This is a genomic window from Streptomyces sp. NPDC001933 (assembly GCF_042890955.1).
In the GTDB taxonomy this organism is placed as follows: Bacteria; Actinomycetota; Actinomycetes; order Streptomycetales; family Streptomycetaceae; genus Streptomyces.
The window spans coordinates 227681-247792 of the sequence record NZ_JBIASS010000007.1; the positions used below are offsets into that span (position 1 = coordinate 227681).

Annotated in this window: 15 protein-coding genes, 1 tRNA gene and 1 pseudogene; 7 read left to right on the forward strand and 10 right to left on the reverse strand. The window is 70.1% G+C overall.

Features of this window, described 5'->3' with window-relative positions:
- Positions 1-2 precede the first annotated feature (2 nt).
- Positions 3-1037, forward strand: coding sequence for a questin oxidase family protein (locus ACFYY7_RS19715; RefSeq protein WP_388662979.1), 1035 nt, complete (start codon positions 3-5; stop codon positions 1035-1037).
- Positions 1038-1079: 42 nt separating this feature from the next.
- On the opposite strand, the gene ACFYY7_RS19720 is transcribed toward ACFYY7_RS19715, so the two are convergent.
- The gene (locus tag ACFYY7_RS19720; RefSeq protein WP_388662981.1) at positions 1080-1862 is read right to left on the reverse strand and encodes a dioxygenase; all 783 of its coding nucleotides are present in this window, start codon (positions 1860-1862) and stop codon (positions 1080-1082) included.
- A gap of 151 nt (positions 1863-2013) precedes the next feature.
- Here ACFYY7_RS19720 and ACFYY7_RS19725 point away from each other — a divergent pair, with 151 nt between their 5' ends.
- Positions 2014-2526, forward strand: coding sequence for a MarR family winged helix-turn-helix transcriptional regulator (locus tag ACFYY7_RS19725; protein ID WP_266732173.1), 513 nt, complete (start codon positions 2014-2016; stop codon positions 2524-2526).
- Between the two features lie 153 nt (positions 2527-2679).
- On the opposite strand, the gene ACFYY7_RS19730 is transcribed toward ACFYY7_RS19725, so the two are convergent.
- Together ACFYY7_RS19730 and ACFYY7_RS19735 are read right to left on the reverse strand one after the other, a co-directional pair.
- Complete coding sequence (locus ACFYY7_RS19730; RefSeq protein WP_388662983.1) at positions 2680-4212, reverse strand: MFS transporter; 1533 nt, start codon at positions 4210-4212, stop codon at positions 2680-2682.
- 195 nt (positions 4213-4407) lie between these two features.
- On the reverse strand, positions 4408-5070 hold the full coding sequence (locus tag ACFYY7_RS19735; protein ID WP_388663235.1) for a TetR/AcrR family transcriptional regulator: 663 nt from the start codon (positions 5068-5070) through the stop codon (positions 4408-4410).
- A gap of 304 nt (positions 5071-5374) precedes the next feature.
- Here ACFYY7_RS19735 and ACFYY7_RS19740 point away from each other — a divergent pair, with 304 nt between their 5' ends.
- Complete coding sequence (locus ACFYY7_RS19740; protein WP_388662985.1) at positions 5375-6652, forward strand: M6 family metalloprotease domain-containing protein; 1278 nt, start codon at positions 5375-5377, stop codon at positions 6650-6652.
- Positions 6653-6697: 45 nt separating this feature from the next.
- Here ACFYY7_RS19740 and ACFYY7_RS19745 read toward each other — a convergent pair whose 3' ends face one another.
- Together ACFYY7_RS19745 and ACFYY7_RS19750 are read right to left on the reverse strand one after the other, a co-directional pair.
- A complete protein-coding gene (locus tag ACFYY7_RS19745) occupies positions 6698-8443 on the reverse strand; it encodes a class I adenylate-forming enzyme family protein (protein WP_388662987.1) in 1746 nt (581 codons plus the stop codon).
- Positions 8444-8529: 86 nt separating this feature from the next.
- Positions 8530-9102: a TlpA family protein disulfide reductase gene (locus tag ACFYY7_RS19750; RefSeq protein WP_388662989.1), complete on the reverse strand. Its 573-nt coding sequence runs from the start codon at positions 9100-9102 to the stop codon at positions 8530-8532.
- Positions 9103-9491: 389 nt separating this feature from the next.
- On the opposite strand from ACFYY7_RS19750, the gene ACFYY7_RS19755 reads away from it, so the two are divergent.
- A tRNA-Arg gene (locus tag ACFYY7_RS19755) sits at positions 9492-9567 on the forward strand.
- Positions 9568-9633: 66 nt separating this feature from the next.
- On the opposite strand, the pseudogene ACFYY7_RS19760 reads toward ACFYY7_RS19755, so the two are convergent.
- Positions 9634-10116: pseudogene (locus ACFYY7_RS19760) on the reverse strand (tyrosine-type recombinase/integrase); the annotation flags it as partial.
- Positions 10117-10136: 20 nt separating this feature from the next.
- On the opposite strand from ACFYY7_RS19760, the gene ACFYY7_RS19765 reads away from it, so the two are divergent.
- Complete coding sequence (locus ACFYY7_RS19765; protein ID WP_388662991.1) at positions 10137-10709, forward strand: GNAT family N-acetyltransferase; 573 nt, start codon at positions 10137-10139, stop codon at positions 10707-10709.
- Between the two features lie 368 nt (positions 10710-11077).
- Here the strand turns inward: ACFYY7_RS19765 and ACFYY7_RS19770 are convergent, their stop codons facing one another.
- Complete coding sequence (locus tag ACFYY7_RS19770; RefSeq protein ID WP_361651131.1) at positions 11078-11779, reverse strand: GIY-YIG nuclease family protein; 702 nt, start codon at positions 11777-11779, stop codon at positions 11078-11080.
- Between the two features lie 640 nt (positions 11780-12419).
- On the opposite strand from ACFYY7_RS19770, the gene ACFYY7_RS19775 reads away from it, so the two are divergent.
- Both ACFYY7_RS19775 and ACFYY7_RS19780 read left to right on the forward strand, forming a co-directional pair.
- A complete protein-coding gene (locus tag ACFYY7_RS19775; RefSeq protein WP_388662993.1) occupies positions 12420-13760 on the forward strand; it encodes a chaplin in 1341 nt (446 codons plus the stop codon).
- Positions 13761-13989: 229 nt separating this feature from the next.
- Positions 13990-14601 (forward strand): GNAT family N-acetyltransferase, encoded by a 612-nt coding sequence (locus tag ACFYY7_RS19780; protein WP_388662995.1) that lies wholly within the window; start codon positions 13990-13992, stop codon positions 14599-14601.
- An 84-nt stretch (positions 14602-14685) separates the two neighbouring features.
- Here the strand turns inward: ACFYY7_RS19780 and ACFYY7_RS19785 are convergent, their stop codons facing one another.
- From ACFYY7_RS19785 to ACFYY7_RS19795, 3 genes are all read right to left on the reverse strand, one after another.
- Positions 14686-15126 carry a hypothetical protein gene (locus tag ACFYY7_RS19785; protein WP_388663237.1) on the reverse strand — a complete coding sequence of 147 codons (441 nt, stop codon included), beginning with the start codon at positions 15124-15126 and terminating at the stop codon, positions 14686-14688.
- Between the two features lie 180 nt (positions 15127-15306).
- The gene (locus ACFYY7_RS19790) at positions 15307-17184 is read right to left on the reverse strand and encodes an MFS transporter (protein ID WP_388662997.1); all 1878 of its coding nucleotides are present in this window, start codon (positions 17182-17184) and stop codon (positions 15307-15309) included.
- Positions 17185-17345: 161 nt separating this feature from the next.
- Positions 17346-19979: a hypothetical protein gene (locus ACFYY7_RS19795; protein ID WP_388662999.1), complete on the reverse strand. Its 2634-nt coding sequence runs from the start codon at positions 19977-19979 to the stop codon at positions 17346-17348.
- Positions 19980-20112: the final 133 nt, after the last annotated feature.

The following is a 20112-nucleotide window of genomic DNA, read 5'->3' on the forward strand; positions in this document are numbered from 1 at the left end:
GTATGGACGACACGAGGAACACCGCGGACGACACCACCGGCACGCTCGACGAGGCGCTGGAGCGCCTCCACTCCTCGGGCCCCGAACGCAACGGCTGGCTGAGCAACCACGGCCCCATGGCCGTCGAGGCGCTGGTCCGGCACGGCCAGGCACCGGCCGTGCACCGCTGGCTCGACCACTACAGCCACAAGCTGGAGGACATGCCGGACCCCGCGACCCGGGTGACGGCAGAAAACTGGCGCGAGGCCCTCGGCGACCCGCGCCGGATCGCGGACTGGACGGCGTACTTCGAGCGGGAGACGGCCGAGCGCCCCTGGCGGGACGTGCTCACCGAGTGGTGGCCGCGACTGCTCCCCGGCATCGCGGCGGGCGCCACCCACCCCGTGATCCGGGTCGGCCACTCCGTACGCACCCTGCTCGCCGGCGAGGCGACCGCGCCCCGGATCACCGAGCTCGCCCACGGCCTCGGCTACTGGGCCGCCCGCCACCAGCCACTGCCCGCCCTGGCCCCGCTCGCGCCCGCGCCGACCGCGGCGGCCGCGCTGGACGCCGTACCGCCGGTGCCCGAGCAGGAAGGCGGCATCCGGGACCGGCTGGCGCAGCTCACCGCGTTCCCGGTGTGGCCGCAGCGGTTCACCGACGACCCGGACGAGGCGCGGGCCCGGCTGGTGGAGCTGGTGCGGGCCGCGACCCACCGGTTCGCCACGCACGGGCACGGCGAACCGATCATGCTGGTGCACGCCGCAACCGCGCCCAACGCCGTACTGCGCACCCTGCCCGCGCTCCCGCGCGCGCTGTGGGTGCCGAGCCTGGGGGCCGCCTGGGCGGCGAGCGCCGCGGTCACCGCCGCGTACAGCCCGGCCGGGCCCGCTCCGTACGCACCGGCGACCGCGTCCGCCGACGAGCTGTTCGCACGGGCGGCGGCCCACGGCGACGACCACACCATCAAGTTCACCGACACCGCGCTGGACGTCGGCGACGCGACGGCCCTCGCCGCAGCGCTCCGCTCGATCGAACTGAACCCGCCGGCCCTGTGACCAGGACGCGGACCGGGACCGGCGGGTCGGCGGGGACCGGGCTCAGCCGAACTGCACCGACCGCTTCGCGAGCCCCATCCAGAACCCGTCGATGACACTGCGGCCCCGGTCCAGCTCGCCCTCCGAGGCGCCGAGCGTCACGAAGAGCGGTGCGAAGTGCTCGGTGCGCGGGTGGGCCAGCCGCCCGGCCGGGGACTTGTGCTCGAAGTCCAGCAGCGCGTCGATGTCCTGCGCCTGGAGCGCCCGGCTCCCCCAGTCGTCGAACTCCGCCGACCAGCCGGGGACGCCGCCGCCCGCATGACGCAGGGCGGCCAGGTTGTGGGTGAAGAAGCCGCTGCCGACGATCAGCACGCCCTCGTCGCGCAGCGGCGCGAGCTTGCGCCCGATGTCCATGAGCTTCTGCGGGTCCAGCGTCGGCATGGAGATCTGGAGTACGGGGATGTCGGCGCCCGGGAACATCTCCACGAGCGGGACGTACGCCCCGTGGTCGAGCCCGCGGTCCGGGATGTCCTGGACCGGCGTACCGGCGCCGCGCAGCAGCTTGCGTACGTTCTCGGCCAGCTCCGGGGCGCCCGGGGCGGCGTACTGCACCTGGTAGTAGTGCTCGGGGAAGCCCCAGAAGTCGTAGACGAGCGGGACCGTCTCCGTGGCCCCGAGGGCCAGCGGGGCCTCTTCCCAGTGCGCGGAGACCATCAGGATCGCGCGGGGACGGGGCAGCCCGGCGGACCAGGCGGCCAGTTCGCCGGGCCAGACCGGGTCGTCGGCCAGCGGCGGGGCGCCGTGGGAAAGGTAGAGGGCGGGCATGCGCTCCGCGGTGACTGTCATGGCACTCCCCATCCGCTTCTGATCCGGGTAAGTCTTCTACCGGGCCTTCTACAGGCACCTTCTTGAGCAGGAAGGATTCTTTAATCTTCAAGCTTCCTTCCTCCGGAGACCTTAGCTCTATCTAGTTCAACTTTCAAGAAAAGGTCGTACAGTGGAGTACATGACCACGGCATCCACCGGCGAGCCGCGCTGGCTCTCCGAAGAAGAGCAGAGCGTCTGGCGCGCGTACCTCCACGCCACCACGCTCATGGAGGACCACCTCGACCGCCAGTTGCAGCGCGATGCCGGCATGCCGCACATCTATTACGGCCTGCTCGTCCAGCTCTCCCAGGCCCCCCGCCGCCGGAAGCGGATGACGGAACTGGCCAAGGACGCCAAGATCACTCGCTCACGGCTCTCGCACGCCGTCGCGCGGCTGGAGAAGAGCGGGTGGGTGCGCCGCGAGGACTGCCCGTCCGACAAGCGCGGCCAGAACGCGGTCCTCACCGACGACGGCTTCGAGATGCTGCGCCGGTCCGCACCGGGCCATGTCGACGCCGTACGCCAGGCGATGTTCGACCGGCTCACGCCCGAGCAGGTGCGCTCGCTGGGCGAGATCATGCAGGTCGTCGCCGCCGGACTGCAGCCGGAGGGCACGGACGCGGACCTGCCCTGGCTGCGCTGAGCCCTGCACGTACCGACACGGCTGTGCCCCGGTCCCGTCCGAGACTTGGACAGGACCGGGGCACAGCCGCGTTCACTTCACCTTCGTGTCACATCGCACCCCATGTGTCACGTCGCGCGTAACGGTGTCACGTCGCGCGTCACGCGCCGACGTTCAGTGCGCGACGACCGGGACCCTGAACTCGTCCTCGACGCCGTCGGCGTCACCCGAACCGGAGCTTCCGGCCGCCGGGCCCGCCGAAGGCCGGCCGGCGTTGATGAAGGTCAGCGCGATCGCGGAGGCCACCACCAGGATGCCGACGGCCCACCAGATGGCACCGGTGAAGCCGTGCACCATCGACTGGAGCTTCAGCAGCTCCGGGTCGGTGGCGCCGAGTGCGGCGTGCGAGGTGGCGTACGCCGTCGCGGCCGAGGCGGCGATGGTGTTCAGCAGCGCCGTGCCGATCGCGCCGCCCACCTGCTGCGAGGTGTTGACCATCGCGGACGCGACGCCCGAGTCCCTGGGCTCGACCCCGTGCGTGGCCAGCGACATCGCCGGCATGAACGCCGTACCCATGCCGAGGCCCAGCAGCAGCTGCGCGGGCAGGATGAGACCGACGTACGAGGAGCCGATCTCCAGCTGCGTCAGCAGCAGCATGCCGACGGCGGCGGTCAGGAAGCCGGGACCCATGAGCTTGCGCGCCGGGACCCGGATCATCAGCCGGGCACCGATCTGCGTCGAGCCGGTGATCATGCCCGCGATCATCGGGAGGAAGGCGAAGCCGGTCCTGATCGGCGAGTAGCCCTTCACGACCTGGAGGTAGTACGTCAGGAAGAGGAACAGCCCGAACATCGCGATGACGGCCAGACCCAGCGAGAGGTAGACACCACCGCGGTTGCGGTCCAGCAGGACGCGCAGCGGCAGCAGCGGCGACTTGACCCTGGACTCGGTCAGGACGAAGGAGAGCAGCAGCACGGCGGACGCGACGAACATGCCGATGGTCAGCCCGTCCGACCAGCCCGCGGACTCGGCGCGGGTGAACCCGTACACCAGCGAGACCAGACCCAGCGCGGACAGGACGACGCCCGGGATGTCGAGCGAGGAGCGGTTGCGACTGCCGGCCGGCTCACGGATCACGAAGTACGCGCCCGCGGCCGCGATGACGGCAAACGGGATGTTGACGAAGAACGTCCAGCGCCAGTTCAGCGCCTGGGTCAGGAAGCCGCCGAGGATCAGCCCGACGGCGCCGCCGCCACCGGCGATCGCACCGTAGATGCCGAACGCCTTGGCGCGCTCCTTGGCATCGGTGAACATCACGGCGAGCAGCGACAGGGCCGCCGGCGCGAGCAGCGCGCCGAAGACGCCCTGGAGCGCGCGGGAGCCGAAGAGCATGCCCTGGTTCTGGGCCGCGCCGCCGAGCGCGGAGGCCAGCGCGAAGCCGACCAGGCCGACGACGAAGGTCCGCTTACGGCCCCAGAGATCGGCGATCCGGCCTCCGAAGAGGAGCAGCCCGCCGAAGGCGAGCGCGTACGCGGTGATGACCCACTGCTTGTTGGCATCGGATATGCCCAGGGCCGTCTGGGCGTGCGGCAGCGCGATGTTCACGATCGTGGCGTCGAGCACGACCATCAACTGCGCGAGGGCGATGAACGCCAGCGCTTTCCAGCGACTGGGGTCCGGAAGTCGGATATCGGCTGTTTTTGACATGGGGGTACCCACCTAAGGACGTGCACGCGCACACATGCACGCGAAGACTCATGAACCGTGATGAAACGCCTGCTGAAGGACAGACGATGAACGGGCGGACGACGAACGGGTGACGAAGGGCGGACGGCGAAAAGGAATGCTCAAGGCGTGGCGGGCACCCCACCTGGCCGCCGGCTCAGCAGCCCGGTGCGGATCTCATGGCCGACGCCGCAGATCCTCCAAGGTCGCTGCCGTTCCGGGCAGTTCGGACCGGGCCGGGGCCCGCAGTCCGTCCAGGAACAGCTGTAGATGACGATGGGTGAACCGGTCGATGTCCAGGCAGCCGATGCCGGGCAGCGGACGGGTGAGCTGGGAGAGGGCGACGATCACGTCACCGACGGCGATGTCGGTACGCAGCCGCCCCGCGGACATGGCGCGCGACACGAGCCCCTCGACGGCCTCCTCGAGGCGCCGACGCTCGGCGAGCAGTTCGGGATGGTCCCGGTCGAAGCCGCCGGACAGCATCGGGCACAGCGCCCCAATCCGCTCGTCGGCCGCCGCGTGCACGAAACGGCTGAGCGCGGCGAAGGCGTCGGCCTCCTCGGCCGCCGCCTCTTCCGCGCGGTCGGTGGTGCGGGAGGTGACCGCGAGCACGACCTCGTGCACCAGCGCGGCCCGGTCGGGGAAGTTCCGGTAGAGGGTGGCATTGCCGACGCCGGCGCGCCTGGCGACCTCGTCGAGCGGCACATCGGGCCCGAACTCGACGAACATCTCGCGCGCGGCCGTCACGATCCGCTCCCGGTTGCGCAACGCGTCGGCCCGCGGACGGGGCGTCCGGGACTGCGTCGCTCCGGTTGCAGCGCGGCTGACGGTCTCCACGTCGACGACCTCCTTCTCCTTCTGACTCTCCCACCACTCCCGCGGTGACGGCCGGTCGGCCCCGCTCCTCACGGAGCGCCTCCCCGTAACCGGGGACCATCTCCCCGTTTCGCGGGGGACACCGATTCAAACGGGGAACAGCTCCCCACTTATTTCCGCACCGCAATGTGACCTGAGCCACATCCGCCGACGGGGAAACCAGCCGAACGGCGCACCCAGCGAGCGGCACCGCACCACCCGCAACAGGCTGAACCGCAGAGCGCAGTCAGGGCCGGCCGACTGCCGCGGACCCCGAGGCGCCTGTATGCAAAAGTCCCGCCACCGGATACGCAACCATCGCCACCCGATCGCTCTCGCCTCCGCAACATCCCTGGTCATAGCCACGATGGCCACAGCCAGCAGCGCTCTTCCGATAGCCGGCCGGGCCTCGGCCGGCCCGATAGCCACCGCCCGTTCCGCGGGCATAGCCGCATGCCGGATACCGGCGACCATGGGCGTACAGATGTCGGAGGGCATGCCGACACCGGAGGGCTACGCCCGCTCCACGGGCAAGGTCCACGCCCTCAACCTGATGATCGACTTCCCGGACGCACCGGGCGCCGGCAAGGCGATGGACCGGTACGCCGAATTCTTCCCGCAGACCACCAACTGGTTCCGGACCGGATCGTACGGACGGCTCACGTACATCCCCGAAACCCCGCTGAAGTCCTGGCTGCGGATGCCACTGCCGTTCTCGGAGTACGGGGTGGACCGCGGCTCACCGTACGAACCGGGCTACCGCCACCTCCTCGAGGACATCATCACCACCGCCGACCCGAAGGTGGACTTCGCCACGTACGACCTGGTCAACATCCTGGTCACCCCGAACGCCGGGCCCTCCGCACTGGACACCGTCCTGTCCGTGACGTTCTCCGGCAACGACGACGCCCCGAGGGCGGACGGCGTCCCGCTCGGCAACACGTCCTTCATCTACAGCCACCAGGACGACGGCTCGGGGTCGTTCAAACAGACCGGATTCCGGGTCCTGCCGCACGAGAACGGCCATGTCTTCGGCCTCCCCGACCTCTACACGATGGAGGGCGGCGGCGCGGTCGGGCACTGGGACATCATGTCCGAGGACTGGGGGGCCAACAACGACCTGCTGGGCTGGCACAAGTGGAAGCTCGGCTGGCTGGACAACAGCCAGATCAGCTGCGCCGCCCGCTCCGGCACCAGCGACCACGTGCTCGGCCCGCTGGCCACCAAGGGCGGCACCAAGCTGGCATTCGTACCGCTGAGCGGCCAGTCCGGCTACGCGGTGGAGGTACGGACCCAGGCCGGCAACGACCAGGCCATCTGCCGGCCGGGCGTACTGATCTACAAGGTGAGCTCGGACGTCGACACCGGACAGGGCCCGGTATCCGTCGCGGACAGCACCAAGGGCAGCACCGGCTGCACCCGACTGCCCAATGTGCACGCAGAACTGTCCGACGCCCCCTTCCAGCCCGGCGAGACCTTCACCGACCGGGCCCGCGGGATACACATATCCGTGCTCGACAAGGACGAGAAGGGAAACTACCGAGTCCGAATAACCCGCCCCTGACGACTCACTGCACCCCGCCCACGACGCACCTCGCGCCCGCGCCACTCACCCGTCGCCCCGGACCTCCGCTTCGACGGGCCCGCGCAGCTCGCGCTTGAGGATCTTCCCGGTCGGGTTCCGGGGCAGCGGCTCCTCCCGCACGAGCACATGGGCCGGGACCTTGAACGCGGCCAGGCTGCGCCCGACGTGCGCCCTCAGCTCCTCGGCGGTGACGGTGGCACCGGCCCGCAACCGCACGACCGCGGCGACCTCCTCGCCCAGGACCGGGTGCGCCACCCCCAGCACCGCCGCGTCCTCGACGTCCGGGTGGTCGTGCAGCACGGCCTCGACCTCGACGCAGTACACGTTCTCCCCGCCGCGGATCACCATGTCCTTGATCCGGTCGACGACATCGACCCGCCCCTCCCGCACCACGGCGAGATCACCGGTCCTGAACCACCCGTCGGTGAACGCCCGGGCGGTCGCCGCCTCGTCGCGCCAGTAGCCGCGGACCAGCGACTGACCGCGCAGCCACAGCTCCCCGACCTCGCCCTCGGGCAGTGCCTCGCCCTCGGGCAGTGCCTCGCCCGCCGGCCCGGCGATCCGCACCTCGGTGGTGGGGGTGGGACGGCCGACGCTGCCCGGGTGGAGCCGGTACTCGGCACCGAAATTCGCCAGGACGCCGCCGCTGGTCTCGGTCAGGCCGTAGCCGTTGCGGGGTTCGATGCGGTCGCCGTGCCGGGCGGTCAGCCGGGCGACCAGATCGGGCGGTGCGGCGGCCCCGCCGGTGTTCAGCATCTGCAGACTCTCCATGCCGTCGCCCGCCTGCTCGGCCGCGGCGAGCAGTTGGAGCGCGGTCGCCGGAACACCGGCGTAGTGGGTGACGCCGTGCTCGCGGATCAGCCGCAGCGCCTCCTCGGCGTCCCACTTCCGCATCAGCACGATGGCACCGCCCGCCGCCATCGCGGCGTAGAAGCCGGTGAACGCGGCGACGTGGAAGAACGGGAACGTCAGCAGCGACACCGGGGCGGGCCCCTGCCCCGGGATGATCCCGCGCCCGAGCGCGGAGGCGGCCGCGTGGTACCGCGGATTGAGCACCGCCCCCACCTGGGCGAGATGGGTGGCGACCGCCCCCTTGGGCCGGCCGGTGGTGCCGGAGGTGTAGATGATCGTCGCGTCGTCCTCGGGCCGGATCTCGACCTCGGGGGGCGCGGCGAGCGGATCGGGCGCGGGCAGCTCCTCGTACCGCTCGACACCCTCCGGGACCGTCTTCTCCCCGTGGAAGACGACCACACGCGCCCCGTTCTCCGCCGCCCACCCGGCGACCCTGGGCAGCCGCTCACCGTCCACCAGGAGCACCCGGGGCCCGGAGTCGTCCAGCGCGTAGGTGAACTCGTCCTCGGTCCACCAGGCGTTGAGCGGTACGGCGACCAGACCGGCCAGCTGGGCCGCCCAGAAGGCGATCTGCCACTCGGGGTGATTGCGCATCGCGACGACGGCCCGGTCCCCCGGGCGGAGCCCGTACACCTCGGTCATCCGGCAGGCCAGCGCGGACGCCGCGGCGAAGAACTCGGCGTACGAGTAGCTGCGCTCCTCCGAGATCAGGAACGGCCGGTCCCCGAAGGCCCAGGTGGTCTCCACGAACTCCCGGAGCGTCCGGGGCCCGTCCGCGTACACGAGCCTCCCGGCGTGCACCCCGTCCTCCGCCCGAACGACGGCGAACGGGGCGCCAGGCCCGGTCAGCGCGGCTTCGATACGACCGGCGTCAGCAGAGCCGGGATCGGGGACGGGGGCCTGATCGACATGCGGCACGAACAACCCCTCCAAGCATGGTCATCGCCTAAGCGCTTGCTCAGTAATCAGTACATTCGCGACGCTATGCCCGCCCCCACCCCGCGTCAAGACACCTGAGCGGCGGCCACGAGACCCTCCAGCCGGCCCTCGTCGAGCGCCTCGGACGCCGTCGAGGCGATCCGCCCACGCGCGTCGACGACAAGGGTGACGGGCTGCCCCTGCGTGGTCAGCAGCCCCTTGGGCAGCGCGAAGAGCTGCTTGCCGCCGGGATCGAGAATGCTGGGGTAGGGCATCTTGAACTCACGGGCGAAGGCCCGCGCCGCGTCGGGGGACCGGTCCCGGTTCAGCCCGAGGACGACAACGCCCTGCGCCTCCATCTTCCGGTGGTACCGCACCAGGACCGGGGTCTCCTTGCGGCAGGGCCCGCACGAGGAGGCCCACGCGTTGACCACGACCGTCTTCCCCGCGTAGTCGGAGAGCTGGACCGGCTTCCCGTCGGCGTCCGCCCCGGTGAAGTCCGGCGCGACGGGACGGTGCGCACGGTCGATCGTCAGCGTGCCGTCCTTGCCGCGGTGGTAGCCCGCGGGCGTGCCCGGACTGCCTCCGGTCGTGATCCCGACGATGAGAGCGGCGGCGCAGCCAAGGGCGGCCAGAAAGGGAACAAACGGGCGTTTCATGGGGGGTCCTTCGGGGCGGCGTCGGTCAGGCGCCACCCGACGTCCGGGCCGGGGCCCCGAGCCCACGCCACGCCACACCACTTCCCCCGGCCGCCCATGCGGCGACACCCGGCACCCCGGGAGGACCCGGAATCCGCAGTGCGGTGCGGACACGGCATGCGGGCATACGGGAACACCCCGCGCATGCTGAACAAACGGATCTTGCTGGTCGCCCAGAACGGTACGCCCACCCCCAACTCCCCCCGCAAACACCCCCCTTGCAAACCCCTCCCCCACCCCCACCTCCCCACCGCCCCCTCCACCACCCTCACCACGGAACGGCCGGCCGCCCGGCCGGGGCCCAATGGGGGGCGACCTCCGCAAGCCCCATCCGCTAGGCTGTCAGCGCCGCCTTCGTAGCTCAGGGGATAGAGCACCGCTCTCCTAAAGCGGGTGTCGCAGGTTCGAATCCTGCCGGGGGCACCAGGGAAAAGGCCCGGACCGATCACGGTCCGGGCCTTTCTGACGGCACCATTTGACGGCAGTCGTGTCTCAGGCGTCCGGCAAGCGGCGCTTGAGCAGGCGGTCCATGTGGCTGATCGCCTCCCGCTGGGTGTCGTGGACGACGTGGGTGTAGACGTCCATCGTGATGCTGATCTGGCTGTGGCCGAGGATCTCCATGATGACCCTCGGCGCGACGCCGGCCGCCGTCAACAGCGTGGCGCAGCCGTGCCGGGCATCGTGCAGTCGCACCACCCGCAGACCGGCATCGGCAGCGACGCGGGTGAACGACCGGTAGACGTTCCTCGGCTCCACCGGCCGGCCGTTCCTCGTCGCGAAGATGTATCCACCCTCGGACCACGCGACGCCCGAGGCCGCGAACGTCTCCCGCTGCCGCAGTCGGTGCCAGCGCAGCGGCGCGACGCACAGGGCTGGCATCGGGACGACCCGGCGCCGCCTGCTCTTGGGGTCGTCGTCGTAGAGCGTGCCCCGGCGGCGCTGGGTCTGGTGGCGGACGTGCAACACCCGGTTGTCCGAAGCGAGGACGAGCCCCAGTGAAGATCACCCCCGCTCAGCCGGGCGACCTCCCCAAGCTGCTCGCCTTCCGAGAGGAGGCGGCAGCTTGGTTGAGGGGCCTCGGGTCCGACCAGTGGAGCCGCCCATATCCGGCGGATCGGCTGCTGGCCACCATTGAGGCCGGAACCGTCTTCATGCTCCGGGATCACGGGGGGACAGCCGGGACCATCACGCTGACCACCGTGGCAGAAGACGGCCTGTGGACGGATGACGAACTGGGCGAACCATCCTTGTTCATCAACAAACTCACCGTGGCTCGCACGCACGCCGGCCAGGACATCGGGGGCCGACTTCTCGACTGGGCGGGGGATCGGGCGCACCGAACCGGAGCAGCGTGGCTCCGGCTGGACGCATGGACGACGAATCGCGGACTTCAGCAGTACTACCTGCGTCACGGCTTCCAGCACGTGAGGACTGTCACGGAAGGCGGCGCCGTGAATGGCGGCCCATGTGTATCGGGGTGGCTCGCACAGCGACCGGCGCAGTCGACCGAGCACGGATTTGCCGACGAAACCCCTGCTCCGGACTCAAGTGGACTCAGGGCCAGTTGAGTCCAAGGTGCTAGCGGATGAAATCGAGACCACTAGGGCCCTCAATCGCGTTCGGGACGAAGAGGTCGTGGGTTCAAATCCCGCCACCCCGACAGCTGAAACATCAGGTCAAGGGCTTGATCCGCATCGCGGGTCAAGCCCTTGAATGGTTTACGGGCCGCGATGCCCTCAGTGATCGTCGGCTCGCCCTCCTGACACGGGGCGGGCAGGGCGCTGAACCTGTCACGTCAGGCACCCCCGAATTCGCCGCCCCCGCCGGAGCCCGGTGCGGTTCGGGACCGTACGGACTCCAGCCGTTCGGGTACGACTTCACTTGCGCCGGCTTCGACGCGGCGCGGGGCGTCGGCACCCGACCCTGACAGCCGGGGCTACAGGGTCTTGACGTACGCATCGATGACCGCGGCCGCCTGCCTGTAGTCCATACGGAAGAACTCGCGATCGCCTCGAAGCCGGTACTCGGCAAGTAGCGCGTGAAGATCGCCTTCCACGCGGCGAGCGTGTGGAACCATCCAGGCGCCTCTTGCCCCGTATGGGATGGGGACGCCTGTCGAGGAGCTGATCTCCCTCGCCCTTGTCGCCACGTCCCGGTCCGTGTAGCCCACCTTGAGGATGCCCGGCATCTCACGTGTCGACAGAACGTAGATGAAGCCGTGGTCCGGCTTGCGCAGGGGCGTGCCTTCGATGAACCGCTGGAGAGTCGCAACCAGATCACGAGTGCCGAGCGCGGCGATCCGGCTAGACGTGGCTGTTGCGTCACAGTCCTGTATCGCTCTGCGCAGGGCCAGCAGGTCGCCGGAGACGCCGCTGGCCGTCCGGTGGGGCGGAAAGCCGAGCTGACTCCACACCGTGAACCAGTCCCACTGGTCCTTCTTGTAGGTCCGGGTGAACATGCCCTTGATCACGGAGAGATCATCGATCCGCCCCAGGGCAGCCGTACGGCCATCCACCAGGGTTGCAAGCACGGTGCGGGCTGCCCGGATGCGTTCTGCCTGCACATTCGACTTGATCGGAGCCATGCCGAAGCCCCACTTCTGCTCGACGCGGGCCGCTGGCTTGGGTGCTGCTGTCATCCGTTGATCTTACGAAGCCCCCTACGGCATCCCGGCCCCAGCTCCAGTCTGACCAGGGGAAACGCCGTTCGCGCAGGCGGGGATCCGGGGTTTACCCCGTTCGGGACGAAGAGGTCGTGACGGCAGACTCCGACGGCAACGTCAGCACACTGGATCAGCCTCGGGCGCATCCCGGGACACTCGCCAGGCACGGCCACGGGCTTGTAGCCCAGGCAGGAAACCCAGCCGGTAGAACTCCTAAAGCGGGTGTCGCAGGTTCGAATCCTGCCGGGGGCACCAGGCCAAAGGCTTCGGACCGATCTCGGTCCGGGGCCTTTGACGTCGGTCGCACGGCGCTCCTCGCGGGCAGGGACGGAGCCCGCCCGCCTTGCCGGCCGGGGCGCGGCCCCTGATCATGCTCGGCCCAGGACCGGCCAGGCCCTTTCCGGCGGCCTCGATTCGATGCAAGCCCGCAGTGCCCGTTCCCAGTTCGGCCAACGCGGTGAAAGCTGCAGCCGCCTCGATCGCTCACCGTCTTTTATTGAGGGCGCGTGCTGAAATTGGGGCGACCTGCCCATCGGAGTGCATAGCCAATGGCCTGGGCTGCGCCATTTCCGCCCATGTCCGCTGCTGCTTGTACGCCGCGGTAATCGGAAAAGAGATGGTGGAAATTTCCGCAATTAAGCTTTCCCGGCGCACGCTCACCGCATCGATTTCCCTGGTAGCACTTGCGATCGCCAGTGCTCCGCTGGCCTCTCAGGCCCAGGCCCTCGCCATGCCGCTGGGAGGCAACGCCCGCCAGGCACCCGGTGCTCCGGGGGTCCCGCAAGCCCCGGTCGCGGTGTTCGCCGAAGGCTTCGAGAACGCGGGCGAGACTCCGGTCTTCCTGGAGGACTACGTCGGCGCTCCACCGCTCGACGAGACGTACACCGCCGACCCCGCGTGGCTCGACCACGGGCAGTGCAACGGCATCATCCTCAATCAGACCGGCGCCATTCCGCCCAACTGCCCTGCAGTTCTGAAGGACATGGCCAATGCGCTGGGACAGGTTGGCGGAACGAATCCGCCGAGCAACCACGTGGTCGCGGCCTATACCAACTGGGTGGCGCCCGGCGCCGACCGGGTGGAGTTCCGGACCGAGCAGCCGATCCCGATCGCGAAGCCGAACCGCTACATCACCTTCGCGGTGGACGCAGCCGCCGTGAATTGCGACCAGGCGAATCCGCAGCTGAAGTTCTATCTGACCGGCAACGGGGCGGACATCCCCACCTTCACCACCCCCATCAATCCCTGCACCGATCCCAACGCGAAGTCCTATCCCGAAGGAAGCGGATTGAGGGCTGGGACGTTCGCCGGCAACAGGGCCGTTCTGTTCAACGAAAGCCAGTTGGGCATCAAGATGCTCAACGGGCAGGGCGAATGGTTCGGCAATGACCACGCATTCGACAACATCCGGATCCTGGATGCGACTCCGCAGCTGGACAAGGCGTTCAGTCCTGCCACGATCGATCGGCGTGGCACCTCGACACTGACCATGACGGTGACCAACACCAGTGAACTGGCAGCGAAGGACGACTTCAACTTCGTCGACCGTCTGCCCGCCGGGGTGAGGGTGGCTTCGCGCCCGAACGCGTCGACGACCTGCGGCAACGGCACGGTGTCCGCGACGGCAAGGGACACGCGCATCGCTCTGAACGGCGGTGACCTGTCCGCCGGCGAGAAGTCCTGCACCGTCACGGTGGACGTCACCGCCGCCAGGCCGGGCACCTACGTCAACCGCCCCGAAGCGATCACCGCGGTCGGTCTGGATCTCCCGGCCTCCGCGACCCTGACCGTCAACAGGAAGGCGGCAGCGGTGGGCACCGCGACGGGCTCGCCCGGTCTGCTCTCCGGCAATCTGGTGCAGGCCCCCGTGGAAATCCCGGTCAATGCCTGCGGCAACTCCGTGAACGTCATCGGAGCACTCAACCCGGCGACGGGCAACGTCTGCGTCAACGAGTAGAGCGTTTCTCCTTGACGCGTGGGTCAGCGGACCGGATGTGTCCCTGCTCGCCCTGGCGGGATCTGCCAGGGCGAGCCCGGGTCCTTTCAGACCGCGCACAGACGCCTGATCAGGTGGGCCGGCGGGCTCGCCACCGTGTGCCAGGGCCGCATTCCTGAAACAGCCGCGCCGGGTCGCTGAGCAGGGAAATTCGGTGGTCCCGGCTCGAAAGCACCCATAGCATCCGGCCATGACCGATGACACCGGGATCGTGGGCAACGAGCAGGGCTCAGAGGCTGAAAGGGAACTTTCCTGGCGTGCCGAGTCCGTCGGTCTCGCGGCAGTCGACATGGACGACGCCGAGCTCTTGCACGGTTGGCGATCCGACCCGTTGATCGCCCACGAGATCGGCATCTGGCCGCGCTCCCTCACCGCGATGCGCGAGCGCATCGAGCGCGACAGTGACGATGACGATCGCGACGACTTCCTCGTCCTGCTCCCTGATGGCACCCCTGTCGGCCATATCGCGCTGAGCGGCCAGAACATCGTCGACGGCACAGCGCAGATCGAGCTGATGCTGGCTGCTCAGCACCGCGGGCACGGCCACGGGACCAACGCCCTCGACGCCCTGGTGGACCTGGCGTTCGGCGAACTCCCGATGCACCGCCTCACGGCAGAGGCTCACACCGACAACGCCCCCGCCCTCGCCGTCCTCGCCAAATCCGGCTTCGTGCACGAAGGCATCAGCCGCGCCGCCTGTCTTCATCGCGGCCGCCGCCACGACCGCGCCGTGTTCTCACTGCTCCGTCCCGAATGGGAAGAGCTGAACCGCCCTCGCGCCTGGGACACCTGGGACGCCTGACCGGACCGAGAGAGTACTCGGCCGTCTCCCGGCCCGGTCCGGCGCGCCATCCTCGCCATGGGCGATGCCGCGTCACAGGCCGACTCAGCGGCCGCCCCGGGCGCCCGACCGCACACGCTGGTCGCCCACGGAGTCCGCGTAGTAGACCGACTCGGCCACGTGGAAAGCGAGCTGGCGGAAGGTCCACCCCGCTCCGGGCGACCGGTCGAGCTCGTCGGGCGTCAGGGCGTCCAGGCGGGTTGCCCAGATCCTGGCCAGGCGGGTGAGCCGGCTGCGGGCCTCGTCGAGGTCGGCTCCGGTGAAGGGGGCGAGGTCGGCCGCGGTGGTGGTCGCCGAGGCGTGCCAGTGGTCGGGCTGCGTCTCCTCGCCGGCGAGCCGGGCCTCCATCTCGGCGAGGTGGTCGACCATGTGGTCGGCGACGCGGCGGATCGCCTTGTGCGGGGTGTAGAGCCGGTCACCCGCGGGGACGGGGCGGCCGTCCCAGTCGGTCCAGGTCTCGGCGAGGGCCAGGACGCGGCCGACCATGGCCGTCAGGACCTGCGCGGGGTCGCGGTCGTCCGTCGCCGGAGTCTCGTCAGGGGCGGTGTCGGGGGCGGTGGTGGGAGTACTGGGGTCGCCTGGGCCGTCGGAAACAGCGAGTACGTGGTTCGTGTCCGTCATGGCTCGACGCTAGACCGGTGGCCCTTCGGCACCCGCCGAACTGTTTCAGCGCAGTTCCTCCGGGCACGGCGTGCCGGGCGTCAGCTGGTAGGGGGCGGCCAGCCGGTACACACCCGGCCGCGGTGCGAGCAGTTCCGTCCACTCGTCGCCGTCCGCGTCCTCCTCGGCCTTGAACAGACAGCCGTTGGTGTTGACGAAGGTCCGCGGCGTGCTCTCGTCCGTGCGCTGCTTGGACTCCTCGGTCTCCTGCGGCCGCTCCACGCTCCGGCCCTCGCTGTCGACCACGGCGAGCCAGGGCGAGTACGGGATACGGATCAGGATCCGGCCCGGCGTCTTCACATGGATGGTCAGCTCGTCCGCGCCGGCCTCGTCCACCGTGGCCGGCGGATCGGCCAGCGGCACCGGGCTGTCCACCTCGAAGAGCCGCCAGTTGGCATCCGACCACACCGGCTTCAGATACGGCAGCCCCTTGTCGACCAGCTGCGCCTCCTGCACCGCGCCGCTGGCGTCCGGCCTCCCCTTGGGCAGCACCACGTAGTGCACCGCCCAGCGGTCGAGCCACTGGCGGTAGTTGGCGCTGTCCAGGGTGTCGTCGTAGAAGAGCGGGTTGCGCTTCATGTCCGCCTGCCGGTTCCAGCCCCGGGCCAGGTTGACGTACGGCGCGAGCGCGGACGCCTCCCGGTGGCTGCTCGCGGGCACGACCTCGACCCTGCCCCGCTCGGCGCCGACCTCCTGGAGCTCGTTGACCAGCGGCGCCAGCTCGCGCGCCCAGGATGCGGTGGGGGCGGTGCGGACGATGTCGTCGACGCTCTTGAAGCCGATCCAGAAGTTCAGCCCGGCGAACGCGACGACCAGTGCGTACCAGCGCCGGGAGCGCGGCGTGGTGTACGGCAGCGCGGCGAGGAGCACCACTCCGGCGAACAGCATCGCCATCCGCGTGATGTTCGAGCCGATCTGCGAGTCGATCACATAGGTCAGCAGCGTCCCGACGCCGTACACCGCGGCCGCGGTTCGGACCGTCTTCCAGTCGCGCGGTACGAGGACGAAGACGAGGACCGAGAAGATGAACGGCAGCGAGAGCGTGGCGATCGACATCGGCTGCGTACCGGAGAACGGGAACAGCCACGCGGACAGCGCCACCACCGCGACCGGGGCCAGGCCCAGCGCGTACGCGCCGGGGCGCCGCTTGTTCAGGAACAGCGCGGCGGCGACCACTCCGAGGAACAGCCCGGCCACGGGGCTGCTCGCCGTCGCGAGCGCGGCGAGCGGCGCGGCGACGGCCGCCTTCGCCCACCTCTTGTACCGCCAGCGGTACGGCCAGCAGAACACCGCGGCCGTCGCACCCACCGCGAACATCATGCCGAGCCCGAACGTCACCCGGCCCGACAGCGCGTTGCACAGATACGCGAACGCCCCGGCGAGCGAGCAGGCCAGCGGGTTGCGGACGGCCCGGACCCGGACCAGGATCAGCGCGGTCAGCGCCGCCGACACGGTCCCGACGACCATCATCGTCGTACGGACGCCGAGCACCGACATCAGATACGGCGAGACGACGCTGTACGAGACGGGGTGCATGCCCCCGTACCAGGCCAGGTTGTACGCGGTCCCGGGGTGCCGGCCGACGAACTCGGCCCAGGCGTCCTGGGCCGCGATGTCGCCGCCGCTGTTCGCGAAGAAGAAGAACCAGAGCACGTGGGTGACGGCGGCGACGGCCGTCGTGATCGTCACCGGATGCCGCAGCAGCCGCTGGGTGCGGGCCCTGCGCGACGGGTCGGTGCGCGGTGGCCGGGCGGCGCCCGCGGCTTCCGTGTTCTCCCGGGCGGGTGCGGCCGTCGTCCGCGTGCTCCCGCCCCCGTTGTCGCTGCCCCTCGTGCCTGTGCTGTCGGCCGCCCCATGGCCGGGTCTCGGCTCCGCGGTGGTCACTACGGCTCTCCCCGTCTCCCCGAATCCGCCTGCCTCGTACCCCGTGCCCCGTGCACCCATGAGGACGCCGTCCCAGCGTCATCGAGTTGCCTCGGGACGCTAACACGTACGCAGTACAAAAGGGGGCGCCGGGATCGGCACCCCCTTCCGTCGTCGGCCGGTCAGCTGATCCGGGTCAGCTTGTCGCCGAAGGCCGGTTCGGCCAGGTCGCTCTGCAGCGCGACGGCCACCTTCACCTGGCTGGTTCCCTCACCCACGGTGAGCGTGCCCACGTGGGTGCCGGCCGCCGCCGAGTTCGGGATCGTCTTCCCGTCGTCGGTCAGCTCGATCCTGACTGTGAGACCGGGCCAGCCGACCGCCGACACGTCCTTGGTCGCGACCACGGGGACACTGTTGCCGAAGCCGTCCGAGACGGTGCCGACGACGTCGCCCTTCTTCACGACCTTGGCGCCCTCCAGCAGGTCCTGCGTCGCGAGCATCACTTCCTTGCTCACCGCGTTCACGGTGTCGATGATGGCCGGCTTGTGCTGGCCCAGCACGGCGCCGACGATCAGCTGGTCGGTGTCGCCGACCATCTTGTGGGCGGCGAAGAGCAGGTTCCCGCCGGCCTTGCTGGTGGAACCGGTCTTGATGCCGAGCGCACCGTTGTAAGGCACGAGGGTGTTGTAGTTCCGCCAGTTCTTGCCCGACGGGTCGGTCCACGACGGCAGCTTGGTGATCTCCATCAGGGCCGGGATCTCCACCAGCTTCTGCCCCAGCTTCACCTGGTCCTCGGCCGAGCTCACCGTGGTCGCGTTGAGTCCGGACGGGTCGGTGTACGTGGTGTTCTTCATGCCGAGCGACTTGGCGGTCTCGTTCATCTTCTTGACGAACGCTTCCTCGGACCCCGCGTCCCAGCGCGCCAGCAGCCGCGCGATGTTGTTCGCGGACGGGATCATTATGGCCGAGAGGGCCTCCTGCTCGGTGAGCTTGTCACCGGCCTTCACGGTGTTGAGGGTCGACTCGCCCTCGGCGTCCAGCTTGCCGTCGGACTCCGCCTTGGCGTCGATCTCGATGGACGGGCCCTTCTCGCCCTTCTTCAGCGGGTGGTCCTTGAGCACGATGTACGCGGTCATCGCCTTGGCCACGCTGCCGATCGGCACGGCCTTCTGCTCGCCGAACGAATCCACCGGGCCCAGACCGGTCGCGGCCATGTAGCCCTGGCCCTCGTCGGGCCACGGCAGGGTCGGCTTGCTGCCCTTGAAGGTGTACGTGTCCTTCGCCGACATCTGGAGCACGGGCTCCGGGAGCGGGCGCACCATCTGCACGATCGCAAAGGCGATCAGCAGGAGCAGCACCAGCGGGGTCCAGATCTTGACCCTGCGGACTGCGGTGCGGACCGGTGTCTCCGGCGGCGGCGGCGTGTTCGTCAGCTCGGCCAGCAGGTCGAGCGGCGGCTTCGGCGGCATCGGCTGCTGCGTGGTCCGCTCGGCGGTGGACAGCGAGGCGGGAGCCGGTGCGGCGGAGGCGGCGGGCGTCTCCGGCTTACGGGGCGCGGGCGTCGCGGCCGGCGCCGGCCGTACGTCGTCCCCGCGCAGGGGCACGAACTTGCTGGTCCGCTCGGCGGCGGACTCGGGCTTCGGCTCGATCGGGGGGATCTTCAGCGCGGTCGTCGGCTGGTCGACGTGGGGTGCGGTGGGCGCGGTGGGTGCCCTGAAGATGGCGGTCGGCTGATCGATTCCGCCCTTGTCGTCGGCGCCCTTTTCACCTTCGGCGTCGTCGGCCTCGGCCTCGGGGCCCTCGGCGTCGGCCTTCTTCTCCTCGGCGGAGGAAGCCTTGTCGTCCGCTTCGGACGTCTCCTCCGCGTCCTCGGCGTCATCCGAGGCCTCGGCGGCGCTCGACGCGGTCGCCGCGGTCGCCGCGTCCGGAGTTACGTCCTCCGCAGCCGCGTCGTCCGCAGCCGCTTCGTCCGCAGCCCCGCCCTCCGAAGCCGCAGCCTTCGCGTCGTCGCTCTCCGCGCTCTCCGCGTCCTCGTCGCCGTCCTTCGACACCCAGGCGGCAACGGCCGCACGCAGCCGCGCATCGCCCTCCCCGGAGCCCTCGGCGGCCTTCGCCGCGTCGTCCCCGTCACCGCCCCCGTCACTGGCCTCGTCAGCGCCCGCGGCCGCATCCGGACCCTCCGGCGCCTCAGCCACCTCAACTTCGGCCGCGTCCACGCTCTCCGGCGCATCCTCCACCTCAGCTTCGGCCGCGCCCGCGCTCTCCGGCGCATCCTCCGCCTCGGCTTCGGCCGCGTCCGCGTCCTCAGGCGCCTCAGCCGCCTCAGGCTCCTCCTCCGGACCGTCGGCACGCTTCCCGCTCTGCTCGGCCTCGTCGGCCTCCTCGGCGCTCACAGCGCCCGCAGCGCCCTCGGAGCCCGCGTCCCCGTCCGCATCCGCATCCGCGCTCTCCGCCCGCGAACCGTCACCGGCCTCAGCAGCCTCGCCGGCCTCGGCACTCTCGCCATCCCCGGCATCCTCGTCGGCCCCGGACGGCATCGCGCGGAAGACGGCCGTGGCCGTGTCCGACTTGGCTTCCTTGGCGTCCTTGGCTTCCTTGGCGTCCTCGCCGGCCCCGGCGACCGCGTCCGTACGGAAAACCGCCGTGGCCGTATCCGTCTCACCGCTTCCGGCGGCCGCGTCATCGGCGGCCGCGCCATCGGCGGACGGTTCACGGAAGACGGCAAGCCGCGGATCGCTTTCGCTCCGAGCCGTACCCGACGACTTCTGCTGCTCCGACTTGTCGGGGGACTCGCCCGCCACCGATGCCTCCTCCATGCGGCACGGGGGACACCCCCGCGCTGTCCGAACCATCTACCAGTGTCCCGTGTGAACCACCGGCCCGGCTGCTAGACGAGAACGACATACCTACTGGTTCCCATACAAAGCACCCAGGCGCTCTCGACAGACC